9 protein-coding genes and 3 other annotated features are annotated in these 16719 nt (G+C 34.6%); of the genes, 6 read left to right on the top strand and 3 right to left on the bottom strand.

Annotation, left to right across the window (positions count from 1 at the left end):
• Window positions 1-294: 294 nt before the first annotated feature.
• From AC0ONG_RS09565 to AC0ONG_RS09575, 3 genes are all read left to right on the top strand, one after another.
• Window positions 295-4497 (top strand): bacteriocin-processing peptidase family protein, encoded by a 4203-nt coding sequence (locus AC0ONG_RS09565; RefSeq protein ID WP_016098459.1) that lies wholly within the window; start codon window positions 295-297, stop codon window positions 4495-4497.
• A 92-nt stretch (window positions 4498-4589) separates the two neighbouring features.
• Window positions 4590-4829, top strand: a binding site (T-box leader).
• 54 nt (window positions 4830-4883) lie between these two features.
• Complete coding sequence (gene ileS / locus AC0ONG_RS09570; RefSeq protein WP_000754900.1) at window positions 4884-7985, top strand: isoleucine--tRNA ligase; 3102 nt, start codon at window positions 4884-4886, stop codon at window positions 7983-7985.
• Window positions 7986-8306: 321 nt separating this feature from the next.
• Window positions 8307-9818, top strand: coding sequence for a M36 family metallopeptidase (locus AC0ONG_RS09575; protein ID WP_136997568.1), 1512 nt, complete (start codon window positions 8307-8309; stop codon window positions 9816-9818).
• Between the two features lie 106 nt (window positions 9819-9924).
• Here AC0ONG_RS09575 and AC0ONG_RS09580 read toward each other — a convergent pair whose 3' ends face one another.
• The gene (locus AC0ONG_RS09580) at window positions 9925-10404 is read right to left on the bottom strand and encodes a hypothetical protein (RefSeq protein ID WP_001167924.1); all 480 of its coding nucleotides are present in this window, start codon (window positions 10402-10404) and stop codon (window positions 9925-9927) included.
• Between the two features lie 225 nt (window positions 10405-10629).
• Window positions 10630-10843, top strand: a binding site (T-box leader).
• 105 nt (window positions 10844-10948) lie between these two features.
• Between AC0ONG_RS09580 and aspS the strand changes: the two genes are divergently transcribed.
• The 3 genes from aspS to AC0ONG_RS09595 all read left to right on the top strand — a co-directional run bounded on the left by aspS (window position 10949) and on the right by AC0ONG_RS09595 (window position 15111).
• Window positions 10949-12247, top strand: a complete 1299-nt coding sequence (aspS, locus tag AC0ONG_RS09585) for an aspartate--tRNA(Asn) ligase (RefSeq protein WP_001084710.1) — start codon at window positions 10949-10951, stop codon at window positions 12245-12247.
• A 206-nt stretch (window positions 12248-12453) separates the two neighbouring features.
• Window positions 12454-12702 (top strand) — a binding site (T-box leader).
• A gap of 116 nt (window positions 12703-12818) precedes the next feature.
• Window positions 12819-14159, top strand: coding sequence for a sodium-dependent transporter (locus tag AC0ONG_RS09590; protein WP_000814513.1), 1341 nt, complete (start codon window positions 12819-12821; stop codon window positions 14157-14159).
• 46 nt (window positions 14160-14205) lie between these two features.
• Complete coding sequence (locus AC0ONG_RS09595) at window positions 14206-15111, top strand: alpha/beta fold hydrolase (RefSeq protein WP_194792621.1); 906 nt, start codon at window positions 14206-14208, stop codon at window positions 15109-15111.
• Window positions 15112-15147: 36 nt separating this feature from the next.
• On the opposite strand, the gene AC0ONG_RS09600 is transcribed toward AC0ONG_RS09595, so the two are convergent.
• Together AC0ONG_RS09600 and AC0ONG_RS09605 are read right to left on the bottom strand one after the other, a co-directional pair.
• Complete coding sequence (locus tag AC0ONG_RS09600; protein ID WP_000695364.1) at window positions 15148-15723, bottom strand: nucleotidyltransferase family protein; 576 nt, start codon at window positions 15721-15723, stop codon at window positions 15148-15150.
• 24 nt (window positions 15724-15747) lie between these two features.
• Window positions 15748-16545 (bottom strand): lipid II flippase Amj family protein, encoded by a 798-nt coding sequence (locus AC0ONG_RS09605; protein ID WP_000028912.1) that lies wholly within the window; start codon window positions 16543-16545, stop codon window positions 15748-15750.
• Window positions 16546-16719 lie beyond the last annotated feature (174 nt).

Consider the following 16719-nt stretch of genomic DNA (forward strand, 5'->3'; position numbering starts at 1 on the left):
TCGTTTAATGTCGATAAGTCGGTATTCGACATATAATCGCTGATATATTTGAATTATCGGCGATATAATTTTATGTACTAAGTTCAGCTTTTACAAGATCAAAACTGCATGTTACGTTATTCCATATAATCAAACAAAATACAGAGAAAAGCAATCGTTTTTACTATATTTTGTTATAAATTTGAATAATATTAATTAATACCATCCATTATAAGAGATTTTAGTTGAATACATACTATATGGTGTGTAAAATCTAAGCAAGTAGCAGTTTAAATATAAATTCGAGGTGAATGCATGCTAGATTTTAAGCAGTTAGAAGCGTGTTTGAAAGATAAGAGATTTGTAGACGGATTACAGGAAATAAATAATGAAATTGCATATATAAAAGAAACGAATACTTTATCCTATGTGAAGAATTGGCTTGCCAATATTCCTTCGCATAAGGAGTTTGATATATTAATTCGCCTTACTGATGAAGGGCTTATGCACCAATACAGTTCATTTCTCATTCGCTACGCTTATAAAAAATTCCCAAATATGAGAACGCTCTCTTTATATTGTGATGAGTTAATTGATGAGCGAAAAATTCTTGAAGCAGAGCAGTTGTTAAAATCTTCTTTAGAAGAGTTAGGTAAAGAAGAAATAGATGCAGATTTTTTAGCGAAAACATATTTTACGTTAGTACGATGTCTTTTAGAAATGAAACGAAACGAAGAAGCGCTAATGTATATGAAAAAAGCAGAGGAGTACAGTACACGTGCAGTCTTTGATAAATGGGGCTACGTTTATATGCATACAGGTGAATGGGAGAAAGCGGAAGAACAATTTATTGCTGGCATACAGCATGAAGATTGTGAAGAGTTATCTACCTATTTATTATCACAATTGTATGCGAATAAAGGGGAACAAAAACGTGCAATACAGTTAATTGATGATGCGATTGTAAAGTTTCCACAAGTACCATATTTTCATTTTGAGAAGGTAAAGTATTTATTAGATTTAGAGCAATATGAAGAAATGTTAGCGGTAATAGATAACATAAATACTCAGCTGCCATATCATGCCTATAATACTTACTTTGTACATTTACGTGCAGAAGCGTTGTACAAAATGAATAAGTTTGCAGATTTACAAAAGCTATTAAGAGAAGAAAAGAGTTTAAAAGAATCTTTATATCATAATTTAGAAAAAAATCCGGATGGAAAAAAGGTTCACTTGCCGATAGTTCCTATTGTACAAAAGGATAATTATTGTGTTCCGACAAGTTTAGAGATGATGTTGCGTATATGGGGAGAGAAACGTACACAAGATGAAATAGCAGAGTTTATTTTTGATATGACAGGTTCGAAGTTTTCAGATACTGTTTCTTATTTAGAAGAATTAGGTTATGAATATCGTTATTTTAAAGGGAATGAAGAGAATTATAAGAGACTGATTGACGAAGGAATTCCTGTTTTATTAAGTATAGATATTGAGCATGCTTCACACGTACAAGTTCTATCTGGATATGATGATACATTGCAAGCTTTCTATGTTCAAGATCCAAACTTTATAGAACCAGTTCTTGTGGAATATAGTAAATTACAAGAAAAATATCGTTATACAGGCTGTTTAGCAATCACGTTTGTTCCGAAAGAAAAGAAGGAGCAACTAGCGTTTCTAAGTGAAGAAGAAAATCGTTATTTTAAATCTATTTTTTCTCTTACGGATCATTTAGATGAACATGACAAAGAGGGAATTAGTAACTTAGTACAATTTTTAAAAGAAACGAGTGATAATCCAAATACGTGGTTATATACGATAAAGCACTTAGATGTTGAAGTAGATAAAGAATTTATTTTATATTGTATCGATAAGTTAATGGAAAAGTTTCCGAACTCGGACTTTGTTAAATTGCATGGTGCACAGTGTTTTATTCGTCTTCAGGAAGTAGACAAAGCCGAGCAAATGCTGACAAGCGTTGAGAAGAAAAATAATCGTGCATTATATCATTTGATAAATGGAAGATATGCTTTTGAGCAGGAAAGTTATATAGAAGCAATTTCAAGCTTTCGTTCATCGTTACAATTAGACGCAGATCAGCCTATTGCTTGGAGTTTTCTCGCTTTATCCTATATGTATATTGATCAATCTGAAAAAGCATTGCAATACTCTCAAGTTGCGTTAGAGCGTAGTCCTGAAAGGTTTACTTTAACGAATCACGGTATAATATTAATAGATTTAGAAAGATATGAAGAAGCATATGAAATCTTTAATGACTTGTTAAAAGAATATAAATATGAAGCACATGTATGGTATGAACGAGCGAGATGTGCACATCAACTAGGAAAATTATATTTAGCAATAAAAGGGCTTAAAGTAGCGATTCATTTGGATAGTAATGCACCTTACATTTATACAAAACTTTCGGAAATATACGAATCTGATTTGAAGGATGAGGAAAGTACGAAAGAAATTTTATTAAACGGTATTGAGAATTGTGATGATAAAGCATCTCTTTACGTAAAATTAGGTGACTATCATTTTCAAAATGATAGCTTGGAAGAAGCAGAAGTATTGTATAAGCGTGCTTTAGAAGAAAATGATGAGGATGTTTATTCTCACTTCGGACTTACACAAGTTTATATGGCAAGAGAACAATACAAGGAAGCAAAAGAATATATTCTTGGTCTTGAGAAGCAAATTGAAAAGAGCCAAGATTTCCTCATGAATGCAGGAATGGTTTTATGGGATGCTGAAATTGAACTTGGTGGAAATGAAGAAGGGTTTAAAGTAGCGCTATCTAAGTTAGAAAATGGTATAAAGAAAAGTGATTATAATGTAGCAAGTGCGTTAGATGAATATGTGAATCGAATTAAAGGAACGGAATTTGTACAACGAGGTATAGCGTTTTTAAGAACGTTACACAAAGAAAGAAATGAAGTAAGTGAGTACGGTTGTTATGCAGGTATTTTATATGAATCTATTGGACAGTACGGCCAAGCGATGAAAAGATATAGTAAGGCGATAGAACAAAAGGAAACGGCATTACCGTATTACCGAATTGGTGAAACACTTATGGCATTAGGACAATTGACGGAAGCAAAACAAGCGTATGAAACATGTTTAGAGCTTGATGGGAATTTCGTAGGTGTACATTTACAGCTTGCGGAAATATACGAAAAAGAAGAAAACCGTTTTAAAGAACAAAGTCATATGGTTCAGGCGATGAAAGAAGAGCCGTTGCATATTAATATGGAATATTTGGCACAGCTTTCAGTAGATATGAATCTTCAGGAAGAATTGTTGACTGAACTAGAACAATTAGCGGAAGAAGTACCTGAAATATGGCGTTTAGATGCGATTGCATATGTGCATGGTGCGATGAATGAAATAGATAAAGAACAAGAACAGATTGAATACGCGCTACAATTAGATGGTGAGCATATAGAAGTTCTATATCATTATGCAAAAGTATTAGTGAAAAAAAGAAATGTAAAAGCAATTGAAGTTGCAATGAAAGTAATACAAAAAGATTTTGATAATGAACGTATATTTGATGTTTATGTAAAAGCAGTAGAGCAACATAAAAAATTGTCTAACATACGAGATTTTCTTCATACGTTAAAGGTGAAAAAAGCAGAAAGAAGTACAGCATTCATGTATGCTGCAGCTGCGGTTACGGAAATATGGATTGAACGCCAGCTGCATGAACAGCCGAAACGATCTATCATTACGAGAGCTTTTTATCGTATGAAAAATCGTGCGAAAGAAATTTCAATGGTTACTATGATAATTGATTTATATGAAATCTCTTTAAAGTTAAATCCGAAAAATAGTATGGCAGCACAGCGATTTGCGCTATTTTATGAGAATGTAGAGATGAATAAAGAAGCGATAGACATTCTGCACACCTCACTAGAAAATAAATGGGATTATGAAGTAGCGAAGCAACTTGTAAATCTTTTCGTTGAGTGCGAGGAAGAAGATATGTTAAGAGATGCTTTGGAATTAACGAAGCAAATGGTTCGAGAACTACCAGATGATTATGATACTCTTCTTCTGCAAGCACAAGTATTCTTTAAAGCAGGGGAAGAAAGAAAAGCAGAAAAGATTACCTTACAATTAACGGAGCAAACACCGTTCGTAAGTAGAGCATTTCTTGCTTTAGGAGAAATATATCAAAGTCAAGAAAGGTTTGAAGAGGCAATTCAAGTATTAGAAAATGCTTCTATACATCATCCAAATGAAACAGTAATTCTTCTTTCTTTAGCGTCTTCATATCATGGTGCCGGCCAAACACTAAAGGCAGAAAAAATAACAAATGAAGTATTAACAATGGATGCAAGTGATTTGTTAGCAAGATATGATCGTGCTTGTTATTTAGCACAGTTAAATAGAAATGAAGAGGCGAAGGAAGAGCTTGAAATTGTCCTTCGTGAGGATGACTCGGGATTCTTTGTTGAACTTATTGAGGATGATGAAAATTTAGCAGCATTGCGAGAATTTGAAAAGTAATTGTATAAGAATAGGGGATAAGGATAAGAATATATTTTGAATTAGTTGACAATTAGTTGTCAAATGGCATAAAATAACTTTTAATAAAGTATACAAATCTGAAGACGAGAAAGAGTAAAATAGTGAACTGTTCTCCAGAGAGCCGGTATATTGCTGAAAGCCGGTGGGCAGAAGTTATTTGAAAATCATCTCCGAGGAGCCGAGGCTGAAAGTGAGTAAGCCCGGACGGATGTCTACCGTTACAAAGAACACGTATGATAGTACGTTGCTAAGCGCTATTAGTGAAAAGCTAATAGAATTAGGGTGGTAACGCGGGTAAACCCGTCCCTACTTCATAGGGGCGGGTTTTTTGTGTGCTTTTAAAACATTCAAAGGAGTGATTGTAGATGAAGAAAGTAGATGTAAAAGAGTCAGCTGTAGGGAGAGAAACACGTATTCGTAAGCAGTGGAACGAACAAAGCATTTTTGAACAATCAATTCAGAATCGAGAAGGCGCGCAATCGTTTGTGTTTTATGAAGGGCCACCAACGGCGAACGGTTTACCACACGTCGGCCATGCACTTGGTCGGGCAATTAAAGATTTAGTAGCAAGATATAAAACGATGGCTGGTTATAAAGTAGTAAGAAAAGCAGGATGGGATACACACGGTTTACCTGTAGAACTAGGTGTTGAGAAGCAACTTGGTATTTCTGGTAAAAATGAGATCGAAGAATATGGTATTGAACCATTTATTCAAAAGTGTAAAGAGAGTGTTTTCACATATGAAAAGCAGTGGCGTGAATTCACTGAAAGTATTGGTTATTGGGTAGATATGGATGATCCATATGTAACTTTAGAGAATCCATATATCGAAAGTGTATGGCATATTTTGGGGACGATCCATGAAAAAGGATTGTTATATAAAGGACATAGAGTTTCACCATACTGCCCAAGCTGCCAAACCTCATTGAGCTCACATGAGGTTGCACAAGGGTATAAAACAGTAAAAGATTTAAGTGCAACTGTGAAGTTTAAAGTGAAAGATAGTGAAAATGAGTATTTCTTAGGTTGGACAACGACACCTTGGACACTTCCAGCAAACGTAGCGCTTGCTGTCCATCCAAATATGGAATACGTTAAAGCAAAACAAGAAGGTCATGTATATATTGTTGCGAAAGAACGTGTACAAGAAGTATTAAAAGAGAATTATGAAGTATTATCTGTTCATAAAGGCGAAGAATTATTAAACACATCTTATGCAGCCCCATTTCCGATGAAAGAAGTTACAAATGGTTACCGCGTTATCGCAGCAGATTTTGTAACAGCAGATAGTGGTACAGGACTTGTTCATATTGCTCCAGCATATGGAGAGGATGATTATAGAGTCGTTCAAAGTGAAGGATTGTCATTCTTGCACGTTGTAGATGAAAAAGGTGAGTATACAGAAGCAGTACCATTTTTGAAAGGAAAATTTGTAAAAGATTGTGACGTGGATATCGTTCGTTATTTAGCGAAGGAAGGTTTACTGTATCATAAAGAAAAATATGAACATAGCTATCCGCATTGCTGGCGTTGTGATTCACCACTACTTTATTATGCAGGAGAAAGTTGGTTAATCCGAACAACTGCAATTAAAGATACATTTTTACAAAATAATGATTCTGTTACTTGGTATCCGGATCATATGAAACATGGACGATTTGGTAAGTTTTTAGAAAATATGGTGGACTGGAATATTAGCCGAAATAGATATTGGGGAACGCCATTAAACGTATGGGAATGTGAAAGTTGTAATCATCAGTTCGCACCGAAAAGCATTGCTGAATTAAGAAAGCATAGTACGAACGAAACACCAGAAGATTTGGAATTGCATAAGCCTTATGTAGATGAAGTGCAAGTCTGCTGCGGGAAATGCGGAGGAACAATGAATCGTACACCAGAAGTAATTGATGTTTGGTTTGATAGTGGTTCTATGCCATTTGCACAATATCATTACCCATTTGAAAATAAAGAGTTATTTGAAGAGCAGTTTCCAGCGGATGTTATTGCAGAAGGAATTGATCAAACACGCGGCTGGTTTTATAGTTTATTAGCAGTCTCAGCACTGTATACAGGAAAAGTACCGTATAAACGAGTGTTATCATTAGGGCATGTCTTAGATGAAGAAGGACAGAAAATGTCTAAAAGTAAAGGGAATGCACTAGACCCAGTTGATTTAGTAGATAAGTTTGGTGCAGATGCGCTAAGATGGGCTTTACTTGTTGATAGTGCCCCGTGGAATGCGAAGCGTTTTTCTGAAAGAACAGTACTGGAAGCGAAATCTAAATTTGTAGATACATTAGTCAATGTGTATAGCTTCTACGTTTTATATGCAAATTTAGATGAGTATAATCCGAAAGAAACGTATAATGTAAAGCTTACGAAATTAGACGAATGGGTATTATCAAGATTGCATAGTACAACGAAAAAAGTGAGAACAGCACTTGATGATTATCAATTTACGAATGCAGCTCGTGAAATTGCAGCACTTGTAGATGAAGTGAGTAACTGGTATGTAAGACGCTCACGTAATCGTTTCTGGGAATCTGGTATGAACGCTGAAAAAGCTGCTGCGTATGAGACACTTCATGAAGTACTTGTAACAATTAGTAAATTAATTGCACCATTCACACCGTTTGTCGCGGAAGATATTCATCTTAATTTAGAAGGAAGTAGTGTTCATTTAGCTGATTATCCAGTTGTAAATGAATTACTACTTCAGCCGAAATTAGAAGCGGAAATGGATGCTGTTTTACAAGTTGTTGAACTTGGAAGAAGTAACCGTAATCAGCATTCTTTAAAAGTAAAACAGCCGCTAGCAGAACTTGTATTACTTGAGCATAACGAGAATGATATGGATTGGGAATCTTATCGTGATATCGTTATGGATGAGTTAAATGTAAAAGCGTTCCATGTTGAACTCGATGAAACAAAATACACATCATATCAATTGAAGCTTAATTTTAAAACAGCGGGGCCGAAGTTCGGTAAAAATGTGAATGCAGTGAATGGTTGGCTAAAACAATTATCACAAGAAGAAGTGCAAAACTTTGTATCAACAGGAAGAGCAGTTTACGAAGCAACACCAGGAGAAGAAGTAGTTGTAACTGCTGAAGATGTGTTAGTTGAGAAAGTTGCAAAATCAGGATTCTCTAATACGACTAACGGACAATACACAGTTATGTTAGATACGAATGTAACGGAAGAATTGTTACAAGAAGGAGTAGCGCGTGAATTCATTCGTGCGGTTCAAGAATATCGTAAACAGTTGAATTTACCAGTTAATTTACGAGTCGATGTTATTCTCGATACAGAAGTAGAGCTACAGCGAACGTTAACGAACCATAAAGATTTATTGGAAGAAAACTTACTCGTTAAACAATTTACATTTGGTCACTTAACGAACGAAGACGATGAACTTTCTTTAGGTGAGACAAAACTTAGAATTAAATTAAGTGCGGCTAATTAAAGAAAAAAGGAAGTTGGAATGATTCCAACTTCCTTTTTTGTATGATTAGAATTTATTTGACTATACATTCGATAGGATTACTAGCAATTTTCTTTTTTCATAGCGTACCGAAAACAATACTGTAGAAATATATTTCTACAGTATTGTTTTCACTTTACACATAAATATTGAGAAAATTTCACTTACCTCAAATGGAAAGGTAATAGAATTGTCCATAGAGAATTACTCCTAGATTCAATTTTTATCCCTCCATTTTGTGGAGAATGATTGCTGAGTGGTAACGGGATAAGGTTGAGCTACTTTATTAGGGGGAGTGGTTCTATGTTTAATAAAAAAATGGTGGCAATGGCAATGACTGTGCCGTTAGTAATGGGGACGATTTCTACGGTTTCGGCATTGGAAAAACAACAGCAAGTAAAGTTAGAAGCTTATTCGCCACAGAAAAAAGCAACTGAATATTTAAAAGAAAATGCTGCGCAGTATGAATTGAAGGCAGACCTTTCAGACTTGCAATATATTTCTACAACAGAAACGTCAGTAGCTTCATATGTTAGGTTCCAACAAGTTGTTAACGGTGCTCCTGTATTTTCAAAACAAATTACAGTTACTCTTAACGGAGAAGGAAAGGGAGTACTCGCTGTTTCTGATTATCAGCCTGTTACAGGTGTGAAGGAAGTAACGACAAAAATTAGTGAAAAAGATGCAATACAAAAATCAATGGCGTATGTTGGAGAAGCAAGTGAGCAAAACTTATGGGCTCCTACAGAGAAAGAATTCGGATATATTGTTGAAGAAGGAATGGCTCGTCCAGTATATAAAGTTGTAGTCCATTCTAATAATCCATTTGGTGCATGGGAAACATTTATTGATGCAGAAAATGGAAAGTTAATTAAAAAGGTTGATATAAACCGAAAAGCTGAAGGGTCAGGAAAAGTATTTTTACCTAACCCAGTAGTATCTAGCGGTAGTAAAGTAGGCTTAAAAGATAATAACGATGCAGATTCAACAGCTCTAACGAACCAACTGAAAACTGTTACGTTAAAAGGTTTAGATGGAACAGGATTTTTAATTGGAGAATATGTAACGATTTCTTCAAAAGCGAAAACAAAATCTACGAATTTACAATTTAACTATACACGTGCAAATGATAGCTTTGAAGATGTGATGTCGTATTATCATATCGATACATTACAGCGTTACATTCAAGGGTTAGGTTTTAAAAATATTAATAACCGTTCGATAAAAGTGAATGTTAATGGTACAACTGATGATAATTCATTCTATTCTCCATCAACAAAAGCTTTAACTTTCGGTACTGGCGGTGTTGATGATGCAGAAGATGCTGGTATTATCGCACATGAGTATGGGCATTCGATTCAAGATAACCAAGTTCCTGGCTTTGGTAGTTCAGCAGAAGGCGGAGCGATGGGAGAAGGATTTGGCGACTTCTTAGGTGCTACATATGAAGATGCAGTATCGACTACAGGATACGGAAAAGCATGTGTTGGAGAATGGGATGCGACAGCTTACTCTAGTTCAGATCCAACATGCTTACGCCGATTAGATACGAATAAAGTATATCCGAAAGATATAACGAATGAAGTGCATGATGATGGTGAAATTTGGGCACAAGGTCAATACGAAATGGCACAAGCTTTTGGCCGTGATGTAGCAACAAAAATCATTTTACAATCACACTGGTCATTAACACCAAACTCTAAATTCAGTGATGGAGCAAAAGCGATTAAGCAAGCAGATGCTCTTTTATATGGCGGACAACATGCTGCTGATATCGATCGTATTTGGGCAGCGAGAGGCATTAGTACGAATTAATATAAAAAGTCGTGGCATTATAAGCCACGACTTTTTAATTTGCTTACGAACTGGTACTAGTAAATAAAGCTATATCAATGATAGTGTGAATATATCCGTATCCCATTTACTTTTTAGCTTCTTTAAAAACAAAATGTTCTTTAAATTTTCTAGATTCAACTTTTTGACCATTTCGCATCAATCGGAATGGGTGTTCTTGCCATGTAATAATAACATCAACCTCATCCGCTTTTGTAGCAACAGGTAAATTAGCGTGTTCAAATCCAGTTTTTCCACTTGCTAAACGACTTTCCTTTAGGGAAAAGAGTTCATATTTCGTTTTCTTATTTGGTTCGTTGCGGAATACTTCGACGTTTACGTTATATACTTCACTATTCCCGATATTCTTTACTGAAAAATGATATGTTTGAAATTCAGTTTTTTTAGCTTGAAGCATATTTTTGTTTGTTTTTTTCGGTTTATCAATATTCACTAGCCATTGACCAGAGTTTTGAGAGATTGGTAAAGATTTTGGTGAATAGGCGTATGTTTCGTTTACTACAATTAGGCAAAACAATAGGAGAAAGAAACTAATTGCTTTTTGCATATGCACACCTCACTTTAAATTTGTTTATTAATATGCGTGAAAAATACGGTTTTTATGTAAAAAATAGGAAAATATTAGATGTGTAATTTCGGATTTGATACATAAGAATATGTATTACAAAATTAACTTTTCCCGTTTTAGAAGCAGTTAGGAGTTAGAAAATCAGAATGTTTCAAAAAAAATCTTGCATTTTATAAAGTTAGAAGTTAGAATACTCTGTAAATATAAAAAGTGATGATCAGGAAAAGTACATGGTGCAAAGGTCTACAGAGAGCAGCCGGTTGCTGAGAAGGTTGTGATACCGCATGATGGAAAGACACCTGTGAGTGTTGCTTTGAACGTGATTATTAGTAAAAGCAAACGGTACCTACCGTTATCAGGGCTAAGATGGTCAGTATGACAATTTGGGTGGTACCGCGGAAAAAAATCCGTCCCTATTTATAGGGGCGGATTTTTGTATTCTTTGAAAGGGGGTGAGTGACCGTGGATGATGACGATGACAACAATAACGTAAACAAATATAAAATTACTGGAGGGAAAAATAATGAATTCAATAATGAAGCGTTCACTCACAAAAGAATGTATGGAACAAAGTGGAAAGGTTGTATTACTTCAAGGATGGGTAAAAAAAATTCGGCATCTTGGAAATGTTAGTTTTTTATTATTACGGGACAGAACAGGAGTAATTCAATGTGTATTAGAGAATGGATTGGCTGGATATAAAGTTGATGTAGAAAGTGTTGTCCATGTAATCGGTGAAATAGTCGAGACGTCGAAAACAGAATTGGGTGTTGAAGTACTTGCTCATGAAGTGAAAGTAATAAACGGTGCAGAACCACTTCCATTTGAAATAAATAAAAAGAAGTTACAAGTGGGCTTAGATCAACTACTTAATGAGCGAGTAATATCATTAAGGCATGAGCGAACCGCAGCGATTTTTAAAGTGAAATCTACACTCGTTCAGAGCTTTAGTGAAATTCTTATAGAGAACGATTTCACACGGATCTTTACGCCGAAAATTGTTTCGCAAGGGGCAGAAGGAGGAGCAAATGTTTTTAAGCTTCCATACTTCCAAAAAGAAGCTTATTTAGCACAATCACCACAGTTCTATAAGCAAATGATGGTGGCAGGTGGGTTAGAACGAGTTTTTGAAATTGCACCTGTATATAGAGCGGAACATCATAATTCTTCCCGTCATTTGAATGAATATATATCGTTAGACGTAGAACTTGGTTTTATTCATGATTTTTATGAAGTGATGCAACTAGAAACGGATGTTTTACGATATATGTTTCAACAAGTAGCGAAAAAATGTGAAATAGAACTACAACTATTACAAATAGAAGTACCTGTTATTACTGAAATACCTAAAATTACATTGTTAGAAGCACAAGAAATTTTGAAAAGTAAGTATCGTAAAGAATCTCCTGTAGGGGATTTAGATACAGAAGGTGAAAAGTTACTAGGGAAATATGTAAAGGAAACATATAATAGTGAATTTGTTTTCATTACACATTATCCGAAAGAAGCGAGACCGATGTATACGATGCAAAATAAAGAGAATCCAGCTATTACTGATTCATTCGACTTATTATATAAAGGGTTAGAAATAACGTCAGGGGCACAGCGAATTCATAATTATGAAATGTTACTCGCTTCGTTTAAAGAAAAAGGATTACACCCAGAGAAATTTCAATCTTATTTAAATACATTCCGATACGGTTGTCCCCCGCATGGAGGTTTCGGAATTGGGTTAGAAAGGATTGTATATAAACTATTAGAATTAACAAATGTACGAGAGGCGAGTGCTTTTCCGAGAGATTGTACTCGTCTTATACCGTAAAAAGAATCTTCGCGATTATCGCGAAGATTCTTTTTATAGTTCGTTTGAAAAGATGAAAATATAGACTCTTTCTTTTGCTAATAAGCTTAGTAAAAGTGAGTTATCAATATGAACCATTTCGACAAAAAATTAATATACCCCTTGACAGTTACAAATATAACCGATATACTTCATATTAATTTCAAAAGAAAATATATTCTAAATATTACAATGTGTTGAATAGGAGTAGTAAGGTCATGTATTTGTACAGAGAGCTATGGGTTGGTGCGACATAGTCAAATGACATCCTGAACTCGCCTAGGAGCAGTAAGGTGGAACGGAATCACATTCTTAGTAAATCTTAACGGTTAACCTTCGATATTAGGTTTGTAATCAAACGATTACTACTAAGGTGGATTCATAATGGAATCAATAAGGGTGGTACCGCGTTAAGTAAATGGCTTAGCGTCTCTTTATATAGAGATGCTAGGCCATTTTTTTATTATATGGAAAAAGAAGTGGAGGGTTTATTTGGATAGGTCTATAAAATTTATTTATCTATATAAAAAGATTTAATTAGGAGGAAAATGAGATGAAACAAACGGAGCAATGGACTTCGAAATTAGGTTTTATAATGGCTGCAGCAGGATCAGCAATTGGACTTGGCGCAATATGGAAGTTTCCTTATATCGCCGGGAAGAGCGGGGGAGGAGCATTCTTTTTAATCTTTATATTATTTACTATATTAATTGGATTACCACTACTTATAGCTGAATTTATGATTGGACGTAGTACGCAGAAACAAGCAGTTGGCGCATTTAAAAGTATTGCACCAAATACAGGGTGGCACTGGATTGGACGCCTTGGTGTTGGAACGTGTTTTATACTACTTTCATTTTATAGTGTTGTAGGTGGATGGGTGTTAATTTATTTATTCAGAGGAATTACTGGACAACTAATTGCACCGGGACAAAATTACGGAGCATTATTTACTGAAACAATTGGGAATCCCACTTGGGCTATTATGGGACATTTCGCTTTTATGTTCATTACGATATGGGTTGTATCAAAGGGTGTACAAAACGGAATTGAAAAAGCAAGTAAATATATGTTGCCAGCATTGTTCGTTTTATTTGTCGCTCTTATTATTCGTTCGTTAACACTTGATGATGCTATGAAAGGTGTGAAGTTTTTCTTACAACCAGATTTCTCAAAGATTACTTCGGAAAGTATTTTGTTCGCAATGGGGCAATCATTCTTTGCAATTAGTATCGGGATTTCAATTATGGTTACCTATAGTTCCTATTTAAATAAAAAAGAAAGTTTACCAAAATCAGCAATAACAATTGTTGGATTGAATTTATTTGTTTCTTTATTTGCAGGTCTTGCCATTTTTCCGGCCGTATTTTCATTAGGAATGGAGCCGACAGAAGGACCTGGATTACTATTTATCGTATTACCATCTGTATTTAGTCAAATCCCATTCGGTGGATTTTTCTTAACAGTATTCCTTGCACTATTTACATTTGCGACATTAACATCGGCATTTTCTCTACTAGAAACTGTTGTTTCAGCATTAGCAAATGGTGAACAAGAAAAGAGAACGAAATTATCATGGCTGATCGGTTTCGGCATTTTCTTAGTAGGTATACCATCAGCGTTATCATTTGGAGTATGGAGTGATATTACGATTTTCGGAAAGAATATTTTTGATGCAGTAGACTTCTTATCTAGTAATATATTAATGCCACTTGGAGCACTATTTATTAGTATTTTCGTTTCATTCAAAATGGAAAAGAAGATACTAGAAGCAGAGTTTTTTGTAGGTGGAAATTATGGAAAGAAAGTATTTACTTGTTGGGCATTTTTACTTCGATTTGTAGCACCGCTCGCAATCATTATCGTCTTTTTAAATGTAATAGGGATTATTTAACAATAAATGTTATAATATTCAGTAAAAAAAGAAGATGGTGATGTTTATGGCGAATTTGATAGAAACAGGAGAGTATATGAATATTAGAGGGAAAAAGCTATACGTTGAAACACATGGAAATCCTAAAAATAAGCCAGTCTTATACTTGCATGGTGGACCAGGAGAGAGTTGTTATGATTTTTCATTTCATCAAGCGGAACGTTTAAAAGATTCTCTATATGTAATTATGATAGATCAAAGAGGTGTTGGTCGTTCAGAAAAAATTACTGAAGACGAAGCTTTTGGATTAAATGATTTGATTGAAGACTGTGAGGAATTAAAAAAAGTATTACAAATTGAGAAGTGGTCTATAATTGGACATTCTTTCGGTGGATATGTAGCATTGCTTTATGCGTCGATATATCCAAGTTCAATAGAGAAAATAATATTTGAAGGACCAACTTTTGATTTTGCATTAACAAGTAGAGCTTTGTTGCAAAAGACAGGGCATTTATTAAAAAAGTATGGAAAAGAAGAAGTAGCAAAAGAGTGCTTTGCTTATTCATCTAGCGATGCTAGTTCAGAAGAGTTGTTAGAAGCTTATATAAGATTAAGCGCTGAATTAGAAGAAAAAAGAATGGAGATTTACAATAATAAGGAAGATAGGACAGATGAGAGTTTATACAGTGATGAAGAGTGGGAAATATTTTCAAATCGCTCCAAAATGCACTTTGATAGATTAAAATTAGAGGGAGCATGTCATACATCATTATTATCAAAAATAAAAGATGTACAAAATCTAATGTTATTAATAGTAGGAAAACATGATGTAGTAACGTGTGAAGAACAAATTAAAACATTTAATAAAGATGCCCGAAAAGGCAAGTATATCGTATTTGAAGAGAGCGGTCATTCACCTCATTATGAGGAAGCAGATAGATTTGCAGAAACAGTCATACATTTTTTGAAATGAAGAAAAGGGTGCTTCTATAAATGAGAGGCACTCTTTCTAAATTTCTGGATATGTGATTGTGATGTTAGGCCACTTACTTTGCCAATTCTTTTTTATAACTCTGTTTTTGTACATATGTAGTCGTTCTTTCGATTTAAGAAAATGAGCTGTTGGTCTCACTTGTAAGGAAAGGACATCTTCAATACCACATGGGGCTGTTAATATAACATTGTTTAGTTCATCAAGTGTAACTCCTAAAGCCGTTGCTGTTTCAGGGAATTTAGAAATAGCATTAACAGAAGAAGAATATGGTGGCATATTATTCACTACATGCATACGAGCTTGATTTTTTACAGACCAAGGGATAGTAGCATCAATATTCATTAATTTCGTTTCTAATGATTGTTCGTATATCTCATCTTGATGTAGACTATCATAATAAATCACATCAACATCAGGCATAGCCGTTTTAGCTTCATAGTCATGTAAAGTATCCCAAATTTTAGAACGAACAAAGCCGGCACAAACCCACCAATCAGGTAACTCTAGTGATTTTGCCATTTGTAATACATTCATCATCCATTCGTCGTTTTCTATTAAGCGAATTATATCTTTCTCTGTTTTGATCTTCATTGATAAATTCACCTTTCTAGTAAATTAATGCATAAGTTCAATAATCCATAAAATCCAGTAAGCACCTGGTACAAATAGTAGTTGTGCCAATAATGTGCCGAGAAGTCTAGAAATCATTAGCCAACCATACATTTTACTCATAGATTCAGCACCGCTTTCTGATTGTAAAGCACGTTCTGTTAAAAGAGCAATGCGTGGATCGAGTAATACAGTTAATAAAATAGTGGCGAAACCATTTACAAGGCCAGAAGCTGTACTTGCATTTGTTGCATAATCTGGATTTAAAAAAGAAGCGTAAAGGGCAGAAAGTACCCCAGCTGTATAAATAGCAGTAGCAAACATGTTAATAAGCATAATACGCTTTGGAATACCACCGATACGCAGTCTATGAATCATTTCTAACTTTGGAAAGCGGACATATTTTTTTGTGTACTTTAATTTTTGAATGTTATTCGTTTTCATCATTCGAATGAAAGAACCGTCTGTTTCAAAGTTTTGAATGACATATCCAAATAGTTTTGTCAAAGTTGGATACAGTATAATCGCAAGCAATGTACCGATAGAAGCAGATAATAGTACAAGACGTATAATATGCTCTAAATCAATAGAAGGATCTAGTTTTGCTTCGTCCACAATCCCGCCAAGTAAAAAGGCTTGTAGTAAGTTTGACGTTCTTGAAATGAGTAATACGATTCCTACGACGGATAATGCGACAGCAATCTTCTTTAAACGAACCCCCGCTAATCGAATACTATAAGAGCTTGTTTCAACTGCGTGGATTACAATTGTGAAAGCCATTATAAAAATTAACGTAATTGACATTTGTTTCACCAGTTTCTATTAAAATAATTGTAACTTTTTTACTTTATCATATCTATCGTATTTTGTAACTGAAAGTATGTGACATATGGAAATTGATTTTTCGAAAAAATAGATAATGATAGTATAATAGGGAGAAGTGGAAGAGATGTTAGCAGTTATTTATACAGCAAATTA

It is taken from the genome of Bacillus sp. TCT6 (assembly GCF_056033845.1).